This window comes from Cohnella endophytica, from assembly GCF_003628305.1.
Lineage (GTDB): Bacteria > Bacillota > Bacilli > Paenibacillales > Paenibacillaceae > Cohnella > Cohnella endophytica.
The window spans coordinates 632,889-646,730 of sequence record NZ_RBZM01000005.1 but is presented as its reverse complement, the minus strand read 5'-3'; the positions used below and the strand labels follow the sequence as shown (position 1 = coordinate 646,730).

At 54.0% G+C, this 13,842-nt stretch carries 12 protein-coding genes; 1 reads left to right on the top strand and 11 read right to left on the bottom strand.

Annotated features, from left to right (window positions below; all coding sequences use genetic code 11):
• Positions 1-15: 15 nt before the first annotated feature.
• Both aspS and hisS read right to left on the bottom strand, forming a co-directional pair.
• Complete coding sequence (aspS, locus tag D7Z26_RS13010) at positions 16-1,851, bottom strand: aspartate--tRNA ligase (protein ID WP_120977386.1); 1,836 nt, start codon at positions 1,849-1,851, stop codon at positions 16-18.
• Entirely contained in the window at positions 1,848-3,137 is a 1,290-nt protein-coding gene (hisS, locus tag D7Z26_RS13005) for a histidine--tRNA ligase (protein ID WP_120977604.1), read from the bottom strand. The genes aspS and hisS overlap by 4 nt, the downstream gene beginning before the upstream one ends.
• A gap of 519 nt (positions 3,138-3,656) precedes the next feature.
• Here hisS and D7Z26_RS13000 point away from each other — a divergent pair.
• A complete protein-coding gene (locus tag D7Z26_RS13000; protein WP_120977385.1) occupies positions 3,657-3,836 on the top strand; it encodes a hypothetical protein in 180 nt (59 codons plus the stop codon).
• A gap of 54 nt (positions 3,837-3,890) precedes the next feature.
• Here the strand turns inward: D7Z26_RS13000 and D7Z26_RS27180 are convergent, their stop codons facing one another.
• The 9 genes from D7Z26_RS27180 to secD form a co-directional block, all read right to left on the bottom strand.
• Entirely contained in the window at positions 3,891-4,301 is a 411-nt protein-coding gene (locus tag D7Z26_RS27180) for a hypothetical protein (RefSeq protein WP_147423854.1), read from the bottom strand.
• Complete coding sequence (locus D7Z26_RS12995) at positions 4,267-4,452, bottom strand: hypothetical protein (RefSeq protein WP_120977384.1); 186 nt, start codon at positions 4,450-4,452, stop codon at positions 4,267-4,269. The genes D7Z26_RS27180 and D7Z26_RS12995 overlap by 35 nt, the downstream gene beginning before the upstream one ends.
• A 57-nt stretch (positions 4,453-4,509) precedes the next feature.
• Positions 4,510-4,956 carry a D-aminoacyl-tRNA deacylase gene (dtd, locus tag D7Z26_RS12990; RefSeq protein ID WP_120977383.1) on the bottom strand — a complete coding sequence of 149 codons (447 nt, stop codon included), beginning with the start codon at positions 4,954-4,956 and terminating at the stop codon, positions 4,510-4,512.
• Between the two features lie 38 nt (positions 4,957-4,994).
• Positions 4,995-7,187, bottom strand: coding sequence for a RelA/SpoT family protein (locus tag D7Z26_RS12985; RefSeq protein ID WP_120977382.1), 2,193 nt, complete (start codon positions 7,185-7,187; stop codon positions 4,995-4,997).
• Between the two features lie 217 nt (positions 7,188-7,404).
• Positions 7,405-7,917: an adenine phosphoribosyltransferase gene (locus tag D7Z26_RS12980; protein ID WP_120977381.1), complete on the bottom strand. Its 513-nt coding sequence runs from the start codon at positions 7,915-7,917 to the stop codon at positions 7,405-7,407.
• 111 nt (positions 7,918-8,028) lie between these two features.
• Entirely contained in the window at positions 8,029-10,515 is a 2,487-nt protein-coding gene (gene recJ, locus D7Z26_RS12975) for a single-stranded-DNA-specific exonuclease RecJ (protein WP_120977380.1), read from the bottom strand.
• A gap of 114 nt (positions 10,516-10,629) precedes the next feature.
• Positions 10,630-11,565, bottom strand: coding sequence for a cation diffusion facilitator family transporter (locus tag D7Z26_RS12970; RefSeq protein ID WP_120977379.1), 936 nt, complete (start codon positions 11,563-11,565; stop codon positions 10,630-10,632).
• A 79-nt stretch (positions 11,566-11,644) separates the two neighbouring features.
• Complete coding sequence (gene secF / locus D7Z26_RS27790) at positions 11,645-12,550, bottom strand: protein translocase subunit SecF (RefSeq protein WP_120977378.1); 906 nt, start codon at positions 12,548-12,550, stop codon at positions 11,645-11,647.
• Complete coding sequence (gene secD / locus D7Z26_RS27785; protein ID WP_120977377.1) at positions 12,540-13,832, bottom strand: protein translocase subunit SecD; 1,293 nt, start codon at positions 13,830-13,832, stop codon at positions 12,540-12,542. Before secD ends, secF begins: the two co-directional genes overlap by 11 nt.
• Between the last annotated feature and the right edge of the window lie 10 nt (positions 13,833-13,842).

Here is a 13,842-nt window from a genome sequence, read left to right as displayed (position 1 = left end):
GCTTGCTCCTCTCGCTTAAACCTGGCTTGTCGCCGCCGAAGCCGCTTCGTTCTCGGCCGGGGAAGCGTTTTTCGTTTGCGCTGCGATCGCTTTCGCCGACAAACGTACGTGAAGGTCGTCCAGTTGGCGCTCCGTGACCGGGGACGGCGCATCGCACAGCAAGTCCGTCGCGCTCGCGGTTTTCGGGAACGCGATCGTCTCGCGCAAGTTCGTGCGGCCGGCCAGCAGCATGATCAGGCGATCCAAGCCGAAGGCGATTCCGCCGTGAGGCGGCGTGCCGTATTCGAACGCGTCGAGGAAGAAGCCGAACTTCTCTTGCGCTTCTTCTTGGGAGAATCCGAGCGCTTTGAACATTTGCTCTTGAACTTCGCGACGGTAAATCCGCATCGATCCGCCGCCCACTTCGTAGCCGTTAAGGACGATGTCGTAGGCTTGCGCGCGAATCGCACCCGGATCGGATTCGAACAACGGAAGATCTTCGTCGCTTGGGCGGGTGAACGGATGGTGCTCGGCGACGAATCGTTTGCCTTCTTCATCCCAGCCGAGGAGCGGGAAGTCGACGACCCATAGGAATTTGTACGCTTTGTTGTCGATCAGGCCGAGATCGCGTCCGACTTTCTGACGAAGGTTGCCCATGACGTCCGCAGCTGTCTTGAGTTTGTCCGCGGAGAACGTCAGCAAGTCGCCTTCTTCTACGTTTAGGCGCTCGGTCAAAGCCGCGATTTCCTCCGGCTTGAAGAACTTCACGATCGGTCCGCGCCATTCGCCGTCCTTCACGGTAATCCAAGCGATTCCTTTGCCGCCGTAGCGCGCCGCGAACGGCTGCAGGTCGTCGAGCTCCTTGCGGCTCCAACTCGCACAGCCTTTGGCGTTCAGCGCCTTCACGACGCCGCCGGAAGCGGCTACGGATGCGAACACTTTGACTTCGCTGTCTTTTACGATGTCGGTTACGTCTTCGATCTCGAGACCGAAACGAAGATCCGGCTTGTCGGAACCGTATTTATGGATCGCGTCATGGTAAGTGAGACGTTGGAACGGAGTCGGAATTTCGACGCCGACCGTCTCGCGGAACAGACGAGCCATCAACTGCTCCATCATCGCAAGCAATTGGTCTTGGGACAAGAACGAAGTCTCGATATCGATTTGCGTGAATTCGGGTTGACGGTCCGCCCGGAGATCCTCGTCGCGGAAGCAACGCGCCACTTGGTAATAACGTTCGATTCCACCGACCATGAGCAGTTGTTTGAACAGCTGCGGCGATTGCGGCAACGCGAAGAACTCGCCCGGATGAACCCGGCTAGGAACGAGGTAGTCGCGCGCGCCTTCCGGCGTGCTTTTCGTCAGTATCGGCGTTTCGACGTCGATAAAGCCGTTGTCGTCGAGGAAGTCGCGGAATATTTTCGTCGCTTTCGAACGCAACAAGAGCGTCTTCTGCATTTCCGGACGGCGCAAATCCAAGTAGCGGTACTTCAAGCGCAACGATTCGTCTACTTCTACTCCGTCTTCGATCGGGAAAGGAGGCGTTTTGGCCGCGTTAATGATCTCGACTTCTTGCACCTGAACTTCGATTTCCCCGGTCGCGAGATTCGGGTTATACGTCGACGAATCCCGTTCGACGATCGTACCTTTGACGGCAAGCACGTATTCGTTCCGCGCGCGGCTTCCTAATTCAAGCGCTTGACCGGAAAACTCCGGATTGAATACGATTTGCACGATCCCGGAACGGTCTCGAAGGTCGATGAACAGAATGCCTCCGAAATCGCGCCAGCCTTGCACCCAGCCGTTCAGTACGACCGTTTGGCCGACGTTTTCTTTCGTTAATTTACCGCAATCGATGTTTTTGAGCATCATGAGATTTCGTTCCCCTTTTCTGGTGTGGAAATAAGTGTTTGAATCGTTTGCGCCAAAAGTTCCAGCTTCACCGCTTGTTGCTCGCCTCCGGTTATCGGCCTGAGCGAGATTTCCCCGCGGTCAAGCTCGTCGTCGCCGAGAACGGCCGCGAACTTAGCCCCGCTGCGTTCCGCCGCTTTGAACTGAGCTTTGGTCTTGCGCGCGAGATAGTCGCGTTCCGCCGATACGCCCGCGTTGCGCAGCCGTTGCACGAGAGCGGGCAACGCCTTCTCCGCACGTTCTCCTAACGCGACAAGATACACGTCCGCCCCGTTGTTCAACTCCGGCTTCACGCCTTGGCTGTCGAGCAGCAGTAGCGTCCGTTCCAAGCCGATCCCGAAGCCGACGCCAGGACGATCTTCTCCTCCGATTGCTTCCACAAGACCGTTGTACCTGCCGCCGCCTCCGATCGTATCGATAGCGCCGATGCCTTGAGCTTTGTATTCGAACGCGGTGTGCGTATAGTAATCCAAACCGCGTACGAGTCGAGGATTGATATTGTATGGAATGTCCATCTCGTCCAAGCACTCGCGCACGCGAGCGAAATGCGTTTCGCACTCCTCGTCAAGGCAGTCGAGGATGGACGGCGCGTCCGCAAACTTATCTTGATCGACTTTACAATCCAGCACGCGAAGCGGATTTCGTTCCATTCTCGCTTGGCAGTCCCCGCAAAGCGTTTCTTTTATCGGCCGGAGGAAAGCAAGCAGCTTCTCCCGAAACTCCGCGCGGACGGACGGCGTGCCGACCGAATTCAGGTCGACCGAAACGCCCGTAAGACCTAACTCGCGATAGAAGGCATACCCCAATGCGATCACCTCGGCATCGAGCGCCGGGTCGGTTGAGCCAATCGCCTCGACTCCGAATTGGTGAAACTGCCGGTAACGACCGGCTTGCGCGCGTTCATATCTGAACATCGGCCCGCTGTAGTACAACTTCGCGATGTCCGGTTCTCCGTACAGTTTGTTCTCGACGTAAGCTCTAACGACGCCGGCCGTCCCTTCCGGCCGAAGCGTCAAGCTATTCGGCGGAGTATGACGATCCAGGAACGTGTACATCTCTTTCTCCACGATGTCCGTCGTCTCGCCGACTCCCCGTTTGAATAGCTCGGTTCCTTCGAAGATCGGCGTGCGGATTTCTTGATAACGATACCGCCGGCACAAGTCTCTCGCTTTGCTCTCTACGTATTGCCACATCGCCGTCTTTGCGGGCAAGAAATCTTGCGTGCCCGATGGCTTCTGGTAACCCATAATCATTCGCTCCCTCTTCGGAAAATCAAAAAAAGCCCCCGCCCCGCGACGATCCGAAGATCGTCGGGGACGAGAGCTCGATATACATGCTCCCGCGGTGCCACCCGCCATTCAAGCCGTAAATACCTTCATCCATTATTGGGGACGCGGTCTTCTTAGGCTTGCGCTTAATCCGGTTAACGCCCGGCTACGCCGCGAAGCTAATGAGCGTTACCCCTCGTTTATAGGGTATAGCCGTTCGCATCGGGTTCTCGAGGATGTCTTTCGTCCAATCATCGCCGGAAAGCTTGCAGCCAAGTGGCTTTCCTCTCTGGGGGCGTGGGGTCGGAGTACTTCTTCCCGTCATTGAATTCAAGGCAAGATACAATTGATATTTATTGTAGTCTGTCGCAGTTAGCATGTCAAGACGAGACGAAACCCGGCACAAAGAAAATAACCTGCCGAAGATCGGCAGGTTCAATGATCATTATATTGAAAAAGGGGGTCGTCATTAGAATATTCGATTTACTTTAAGAAGGCGTGAAAAATAGATTACAGTTTCTTTACAAAAAAGACAGCGTTATCATGCTTAGCTTACTTGAGGCGAAAAACATCGTAACGGCAACGTTTCTCCCCGGAATTACGCAGCATGCGATGAAAAACATCGTTAGGGTGCTGGATTTCGGCGGAATAGGGGCTTTTGGGGTGCTCTTGCGATGAAAATCATCGTAAGGGCAATGTTTCTCCCCAAAATTACGCAACATGCGATGAAAATCATCGTAAAGGCACCGGATTTCGGCGGAATGAGGGCATTTGACGTGCTCTTGCGGTGAAAAACATCGTAAGGGCAATGTTTCTCCCCAAAATTACGCAACTTGCGATGAAAATCATCGTAAAGGCACCGGATTTCGGCGGAATGAGGGCATTTGACGTGCTCTTGCGATGAAAAACATCGTAAGGGCAATGTTTCTCCCCAAAATTACGCAACATGCGATGAAAATCATCGTATGGGAACCGGATTTCGGCGGAATGGGGGCATTTGGGGTGCTCTTGATGCAAAAAATCCCCTGATTCCGATGGGCGCATGGCCTTGCGGAACCGAGGGGATTTCATGTTGCCGCGCATAACCATTTCCCGAGGCCACTTGTTCTTAGCCCCGGCCGCCGGGCGGATGACGTCTGCCATGCGAAGCGCCCGCCGGAGACCCCGTAGAACCCAGTTCTCCGCCGAATTCCTCGCGCGTCGTGTTAGAGAAGGCCATAGCTTCCCTGCGCTCGGGCATTAAGCCTTCGCGCATCATCCATTCCATATTCGCTTCCTTACGAGATTGCCTCATGCCGCCATCCTCCGAATAGAAGAGATTGACATGTAGTGTTGCCTAATCCTGACGATTTCAATCGTTCTTGCTATCAACGATTAGCGTAACCGGTCCGTCGTTAACAAGAGAAACGTCCATCATCGCGCCGAATTTACCGGTTTCCACTTGCAAGCCTTTGGAGCGAAGCCGTTCATTGAAAGCCTCGTAGAACGATTCCGCTAACTCGGGACGCGCCGCGCCCATGAAGTTCGGACGTTTGCCCTTTCGGCAATCCCCGAATAACGTGAATTGCGACACGGAAAGGATCGCCCCTCCGACGTCTTCGACGGAAAGATTCATTTTCCCGGACTCGTCCTCGAAAATCCGCAAGCCGGCGAGCTTGTCCGCCATCCAATTCAAATCTTGCTCGTTGTCCTCTTGTCCCACTCCGACCAGAAGCAACAATCCTTTGCCGATCTCGCCGACGATTTGTCCATCAACGGCGACTTTCGCTTCCTTCACGCGTTGCAATACGACTTTCATTCCCGCTTCCCCTTCCAAGCCGTTTCATCTTCGTTGCTCTATTGCATCATCCGCTGGACGGAAAAAATATCTTTGACCCGCTTGATCTTGTCTACGACAGATTGCAGATGGTCCTTATTGCGAATGAGTATCGTCATGTGCATGATCGCCATCTTGTTCTTGTCCGAGCGGCCGGAAACGGCAGACATGTTCGTTTTGCTTTCCGATACGGCCTGCAGCACTTCATTCAGCAAGCCCCGGCGATCATGTCCGAGAATCTCGATCTCGACGCTGTAATTCGACTCGACGGTCGTTTCCCATTCGACCTCGATGACGCGAGCCGCTTCTTCGCCGTCATCCGCGGTAGGGATATTCGGACAGTCGGACCGGTGGACGGACACGCCCCGGCCTCTCGTAATATAACCAATGATGCCATCTCCCGGAACCGGGTTACAGCATCGGGCGAACCGAACGAGCAGATTATCGACGCCTTTCACGCTAACGCCGTACGTCTGTCTCCGTTTATTCGCCGACGAAGCCGGGGCCTTCATTTCCTTCACTTCGGTCGTCAATTGAATCTGCTGCGCCTCTTCGGCTTCCTTGCGCAATTTCTCGGTCAGCTTCGTGCAGATTTGGGCTGCCGTAATGCCTCCGAAACCGATCGCCGACATCATGTCTTCCATATCGTTAAACGTGAATTTTCTCGCGACTTCTTGGAGCTTGTCGTCCGTCATCCATTCGTGAGGCTCCAAGTTCAGACGCTTCAATTCCCGCTCGAGCAATTCGTGGCCCTTATCAACGCTTTCCTCGCGCTGTTCCTTCTTGAACCATTGGCGAATCTTGCTTCTGGCGTGGGAAGATTGTGCGATTTTGAGCCAATCCTGGCTTGGTCCGTAAGAATGCTTGGACGTCAGAATTTCCACGATGTCTCCGGTCTTCAGCTTGTGGTCCAGAGGTACGATCCGTCCGTTAACCTTCGCTCCGATCGTCCGGTTGCCGACTTCCGTGTGCACGCGATACGCGAAATCGAGCGGAACCGAGCCGGCAGGCAATTCGAACACTTCGCCCTTCGGCGTAAACACGAATACGAGATCGGTGAAGAAGTCCATCTTCAGCGATTCCATGAACTCGGCAGCGTCCCGTGTTTCCTGCTGCAGCTCGATGATCTCGCGGAACCAGTTCATTTTGTCCCCGAAGCTACCCGGAGCGACGCCTGCGGTATTGCCGTCTTTATAAGCCCAGTGGGCCGCGATTCCGATCTCGCTCGTCCGGTGCATATCCCACGTACGAATCTGCACTTCCGTCGGTTCTCCCGTCGATCCGACGATCGTCGTGTGCAGCGACTGGTACATGTTCGCTTTCGGCATGGCGATATAATCTTTAAAACGCCCCGGCATCGGTTTCCACAAAGTATGGATAATGCCGAGCGTCGCATAACAATCCTTCACGTTGTCCACGAGAATTCGGATCGCGAGCAGATCGTAGATTTCGTTAAACTGCTTATTGCGCGAAGACATTTTCTTATAGACGCTGTAGATGTGCTTGGGACGACCGGAAATATCGCCTTGTATGCCCATTTCCTCAAGCTTCTCGCGAATGCGATCGATAAGCTCCGTAATGTGCTGCTCCCGTTCGGTTCGTTTCATTTTCATCAGATGGGCTATACGGTAATATTGCTGGGGATTGAGAAATCGCAGGGCGATATCTTCCATCTCCCATTTAATCGAACTGATCCCCAGCCGGTGAGCGATCGGACAGAAAATTTCCAGCGTCTCGTGCGCGATGCGCCGCTGGCTCTCTTCGGATTGGAATTTGAGCGTTCTCATATTATGAAGGCGGTCCGCTAGTTTGATTAGAATAACCCGAATGTCGTTGGCCATGGCAACGAACATCTTGCGATAATTCTCGTTCTGCTGCTCTTCCTTCGATTGAAACTGAATGCGTTCCAGCTTCGTAAGTCCGTCGACAAGCCCCGCTATAATGTCGCCGAAACGGTTGCGAATATCGTCGACCGTTACGAGCGTATCTTCGACAACGTCATGAAGCAAAGCCGCCATCACCGTCGTGACGTCCATCTGCATATTCATGCAGATTTCGGCTACGGCTACCGGATGCAGGATATAAGGCTCGCCGGATTTACGAACTTGCCCGCGATGCGCTTCCTCGGCGAATTCGTAAGCGTCCCTGATTTTCTGTAAATCTTGTTCTTTCATATATGCGGTTGCTTTCTCGAGAAGCAGCTCCATGCCCATGCCGAATTCCTTTCCGCTGGCGCCTCACGCCGGAAGTTTCCCCTGAAGTTATTGCTATCATTATGCCTCTAAGCGACGGGAAACGTCAACCTAGACGCATGCCGGCGCTTCACATACAAAATATGAATTGTATAGGCTCCGCGCGACTTCCGAAAAGTCCGGAATGAATAAAGGACACCCCCGGGCCTGATTGGCCGCCGAGAATGTCCCGATTCGATTAGTAAGTGATGAGAGAGGCAATATCGATACCGGACAGTTTATCGCGACCGGTTAAGTAGCTCAGTTCGATCAGGAACGCCGCACCGACGACTTCTCCGCCCAACTTCTGGATAAGTTCGATCGAAGTCGAAATCGTGCCACCCGTTGCTAACAAGTCATCGGCGATCAGTACCTTCTGTCCCGGCAGGATAGAATCGCTGTGAATGGCTAGGCGATCATTGCCATACTCCAGGTCGTACGCCGCTTCGACCGTATCGCCCGGCAGCTTGCCGCTTTTGCGGATGGGGATGAATCCGATGCCCAGCGCGAGCGCAAGCGGTGCTCCGATAACGAACCCGCGCGCTTCGGGACCGGCGATCAGATCGATCTCCTTATCCTTCACGAGCTCCTTCAGCGCATCGATCGCCGCACGGTAAGCTGGACCGTCTTTCAACAAAGTCGTAATATCTTTAAACCGAATACCCGGTTGCGGAAAATCAGGAATGACTCGAATGTAATCTTTGAAATTCACCAATATCATACTCCTTCGTGGGATAAAACTTGAGAAAGCCTAACCGCCGTATCGGGATTACGCACGAAATGCATTATACACTTTTCGCTCTCCCTTGGCTAGAGTAGTACCTTATAACGGCATACCTGCATGTCCATCTCTTAGCCATCGTTCCAATTGTTCCGACGTCATTACGGCCAAGTTCTGGCCTTCGGCAACTTCACGTGCCCGTCGATAACGCGGGGATACATCTAACTCGCGCCTTGGCGGCTCGGCCACGATCTTACGCGAAGCTCCGTCCGCCAAAATAAAACCGAGTTCGATGAAAACTTCGTGCATCATTCTTATCGTTGCCAGTGGCCATCCGGTTTTCTGCGCCGTCTCCAACTGGAATCCGTCCGGACTTTCTAGCCATGAACCTTTCTTGCGACATAACGCGTACACTTCCCCGAATTGCTTCCGATCTGGGAAAGCCTCCACTCTGCTTGCGCGTTCGCTTGCGAGTCGACTCCCTTGCCCTGCGGAAAATACAGTGATTCGTTCCAGATCGATATTCCCGGCTATACGGCGTCTAAGCGAGCGGACATGCTCGGCATCCTGAGGCAAGCCAGCCAAAATCAAATGACGAATCCCCTCCATCGCCTGTACACCCCGTTCGGAAGTCGCGGCCATTTGCGTAAGATCGCCGGGTTCGGCTTCTAGATCGCTTCTTGCAGTCTGAGCATCCTTTTTATTCAGATCTTGGTACAAGCATACGATCGCGCCCCGGTGCCCGTACATCCCGACCGCTTCCGCATAAACCGACGGAGACGCGCAACAGACAACGGATCCCGCGACGGTAGTCTCTCTCAGATCGGAATCGAGCGCGCTCCACAAATCCCTTTCGCCGCGCCGATCATGAACGAATAGGTGCTCCGATCGATAATCTTGAAGCATCAGCTGTACTTTGCGATTACCGTTCCATTCGTTCACGGATAACTCGCCTAGAACGTCGATTCGAATGCCCGGCTCCAATCGTTCCCGGTGATTGCCCATGCCGAAAGCGACCGCGTCGATCGATCTGCCATCCTGCTCGACGGTCACTCGCAAATGCGCGCCCTCTTTGCCCATCGTGCGGCTTTCCCGGATCACGACATCCCGCATGACGACCCGCGGGGTCGGATTCCCATTGCCGAAAGGCTCCATGCTCGCAAGCTGATCCACGGCTCCGATCGTCGCTTCCCGCATCGCGATCATAAGATCGACGCGCCGCTTAGGTTGCCAATCCTCCTCGCTGATTCGTTGACCTGCGATCTCATGCAACCGCTCCGCCAACGACTCGACGAGGTTAACGGACAAGGTCATCCCCGCCGCGGCTTGATGCCCGCCGAAATGATCCAACAAATCCGCGCAATCGGTTAACGCCGCGTGCAGGTCGAATCCGTCTATCGAGCGGGCCGAGCCTTTGCATAATCCCGTGGCTGCATCGGTTGCAAGAACGATCGCCGGGCGATAATACCGTTCGACGAGCTTGGAGGCGACCAATCCCGCGATTCCCGCATTCCATCCTGCCTTCGCGAGCACGATCACGTTCCGTCCTCTCCCCGCACCTTGCGAGGACAGCTGATCTTGCCATAATTCATCCGCTTCCGCCGTAGTAATCTCGACCAGTTCTTGACGTTCTACGTTTAATCTGTCTAATTGTTCTGCCAATCGTTCCGCTTCCTCGATGTCGGCAGCGGCCAATAACCGAACCGCCGTATCGGCATGCTCTAATCTCCCTCCCGCATTAAGCCTTGGCGCAAGAGAGAATCCGACTCTACCGCTGCTCATCTCCTCGTGCTTCACGGATGCAACCTTGGAGAGCGCGCGAATACCGGGAATAGGTAGACGTCGCATCTGCTCCAATCCTAATCGGGCGATAATCCTGTTTTCTCCCACAAGCGGCATAAGATCCGCGATCGTGCCGATCGCAGCCAAATCCGCGTATTCCAGAACCGGTCGTCCCAGCATAGCGTGAGCCAGTTTGAATACGACTCCCGCTCCGCACAACCCCTTAAACGGATAAGGACAATCCTTCTGTTTAGGATTAACGAGCGCGACTGCATCTGGAAGCTTCTCCGGAGGCTCGTGATGATCGGTAACGACCACGTCTATTCCTATGGAAGCCGCATACGCGATTTGCTCGACCGCGCTAATTCCGTTATCTACCGTTACGATCAATTTCACTCCCGCTTGCGAGGCTAAATCGATCGCCGGTATATTAAGCCCGTAACCTTCCCGGCTTCTGTGAGGGATATACGTATCGAATATGGCTCCGAGCTCCGTCAGAAGCCTAATCATGAGTGCCGTCGAAGTCACGCCGTCGGCATCGTAATCCCCGTAGACGCGAATACGCTCCCCAGCCCTGATCGCCCTGGATATCCGCTCCGTTGCCGCCGACATTCCCTTCATTCCGTAGGGATCCAATAACTGATCTTCCCCGGGATGGAGAAAGTCCGAGGTTTCCCGCGAGAGCTTCCAACCCCGACCCGCGAGAACGCCCGCTACTAAACGATCGACCTTTAATCCTGCGCTTAACTCGGCGACTTCCGCAGCGTCGAGCTTCGGTAAATCCCATCTGTATTTCGACTTCAACAAACGAAGCTTCCTCCCTTCCCAAGGCTCAGAATCAAGCCATAAGCTTTGAACGAAATAAATCCGCCGGCAATTAGACGGCGGATTTATTCCTCGTTGATTCTAGTATAAAACGAATTATTGCAACAAAGAAGACAAATCTTCTTCGTGGTGGTTCGATTTGTACGGATATCCCGGATCGTAAGGTTGAACTCTGACATGAGCATCCGTTACATGAAGGAAACGCTTCGTCAATTGCCGTCGCACCCTGTTCGCGACATCCTGCCCCTCGAAGACGGTGATTCTCGGATTCACGCGTATGATGACTTCCAGCACAAGATAATGTCCCTGTTCCCTTGCTTTGACTTCGTCAACGGCAACGACGCCGTCAATGCGTTGAACGGCTTCGAGCAAGGCCTGCGCATCCGTTTCGTCCAGCGCGATCCGGTCCGACGCCCGAAGGACGTCCGTCGTCAGCTTGTAGCCCATTCGAAGAACGAAAACCGAAATAATCAGTCCTGCCGCCGGATCGAGCACGTACAAGAACGGCATATCGTACATGCCCCCGACGACCGCGCCCGACGTCCCGACTAATGCGGTCAACGAAGCGAAGACGTCCGAACGATTGTCCGCCAATCGATCACCGCGCATCCCGCAACGGCTGTCGCGGCTCTTCTTATAACGGACGAGACCTTCTCTCACGCCGATTCCGACCGCGATCACGATAACGGCGCCGACGCCCGGCGCTTCATCGACTCCGTTCGCGACAGACCGAACCGACGAAACGCCGATTTCGATTCCCGCCACGAGCAGCAATGCCGATAGTACGATAGCGGCTACCGATTCAGGCTGCTGACGGGACTGGCTCGTCGAATTCGGATTCAACCGCGCTTGCCGGATTCCCAAGTAGGAGGTAAAAGTGCTGGCGAAATCCGCCGCAGATTGGCATGCGTCCCCGAGCAAAGCTTTGCTTCCCGTAAGCCATCCGGCCGTGCCTTTCAAAATAAACAAGCCGAGCAGCCCCCACAAGGAAACCAGAGACCCGCGCTCCGCCTTAACGGAGCGTTGTTCCATAGCCAAACGAGCCACTCCTTTCTTGTTGCGTACTGCGACATACGATAGCTTGATAGCCGATGGCGTCAATCGTATCGTCTTAAGGCGTTTGCGGTTTAACCGCTGTTTTCTTAATCGGTTGCTTCTTCTTAAAGTACAGCCACAATTGGCTCGCGATGAAGATCGAAGAATACGCGCCGCTTGCCAGACCGAAGATCATGGCGAGCGAGAACAATTTAATCGATTCTCCGCCGAAGACGAACAAACAGACGGCTGCCAACAATACCGTAATTACCGTATTGATCGAACGCGCCAACGTTTGCCATATACTGTCGTTGACCAAGCGATCCAAGTCCGCGTGGGTTTTGATCTTGGCGAAGCGCAGGTTTTCCCGGATCCGGTCGAAAATAACGACCGTATCGTTGATGGAATAACCTATGATCGTCAGTACCGCCAATATGAACGGCAGATTGACCTCCAGACGGAAAATGGAGAACATGCAGACGACGAACAAAGCGTCGTATACGATCGATGCGACCGCCGCCAAGGCGAACCGCCATTCGAATCGGATGCTTAAATAAAGAACGATTCCGATACAGGCGATTGCCATGCCGAGCATTGCGTTCGTTTGTTGCTCCTTGGCGATATCGACGTCAACGATGTTGACCTCGAAGGAAGCAGCTGGATCAATCTTGGCGAGGAAGTCCGCCTTGAACGCCTTCTCCTCATCAGAGCTTAACGCATGCTTGAAGCGGACGGTTTCACGGTTTACCCCGGAAGTGTGCGAATATTCGCCGAACTTCTGATCGTCCAGGAAGGTTCTCACTTGGTCTTGGTTCAGCGACTTCGAAGTCGAAATATCGACCGACGTTCCCGCGCTGAAATCGATGCCGTAATTCAAGCCTTTAATTCCGAGCATGATCAAACCGATCAGCAGTATAACCGCGGAGACTGTCAGGAATCGACGGCTGGTGTGGACGAAGTCGAAAGTTCTTTTAGAGCGCACCGATTTCACTCTCCTTCACGCTATAATGCGATGGTTTGTTGAAGTAACCGCTCTTGATTAGCAAGGACAACAGATATCTTGGCAGGAATACGTTCGTCGCGATATTGACGACGATACTTGCGATCAGAACGATCGCGAAGCTTTTCACCATGCCGTGTCCCATGAAATAGAGCACGCTGCCGGCGATAAGCGTCGTAATATGCGCATCGATAATCGTACGGAAGCTGTTCTTCGCGCCCGCTTTAAGCGAGGAGGCGATCGTCTTGCCGTTGCGAAGCTCGTCCTTGATCCGTTCCGCCGTAATGATGTTCGAGTCGACGGCGATCCCGATTCCGAGAACGAACGCCGCGATGCCCGGCAGCGTCAATGTCGCTCCCATTAAATAGAACACTCCGAGCAGCAACCAAACGAATACGAGCAGACAGATGCTAGCCACGAGGCCCGGAATACGGTAAAGCACGAGCATGAACACCAGAATGAGCACGGAAGCGAGTCCACCTGCGAACAACGTGTCGTGCAGAGATTGCTTGCCTAGCGTAGCTCCTACGCTTTGCGTATACTTCTCCGTCAATTTGAGCGGCAAGGCGCCCAAGTTGATAATATCCGCGAGGTTTTGGGCTTCGGCGCGATCGCCTTGTCCCGTAATAACGGCAGTCCCCTCGGTCAAAGCGCTTTGAACGACCGGGTCGGATATTTTATCGTCATCCAAGAAAATCGCCAATCTTCTTTCGGCCTCGGTAGGTTTTCCGACAAGCCGCGTGGAAATTTCGGCAAGCTTGCTTTTGTCGTTGACCACGATACGAACCATCGGTTTGTTCAGGTTGTCGTATTCGACCTTAGCCGCGCCTTCTTTGAACTCGTTTCCGTACAGTTCGACTTTACAATACGAACCGTCGGCACAGCCGTCCGAACTGCGGAACTGTAGCTCCGCGGGACGTTTCATCAGATCGCGAATTTTCTCGACGGCAGCGTCGCGTTCCTGGTCGGTCGACCCCGTCGACACGGCGATTTTCAGGCGAATTCTGGTCTGCCCTTCCGTCGTTACCTCCGGCTCCGCGACATTGGTGCGGTTCGCGCGTTTTTCCAGGCTGATCGCGGTTTGTTTAAGCGCTTCCTTCGTTACCTTGCCGCCTTCCGTTAACGGATGCGCTTCGTACAGAATTTCTACTCCGCCTTTTAGATCTAGCCCTAGTTTCGTTCCGTCCAACAGGCCTGGCGTTAAATACCCCATAATCCCGAAGCTGACGAGCACTACGAGCACGAAAGACACTAAGCGTTTCATCTCTCTTGCG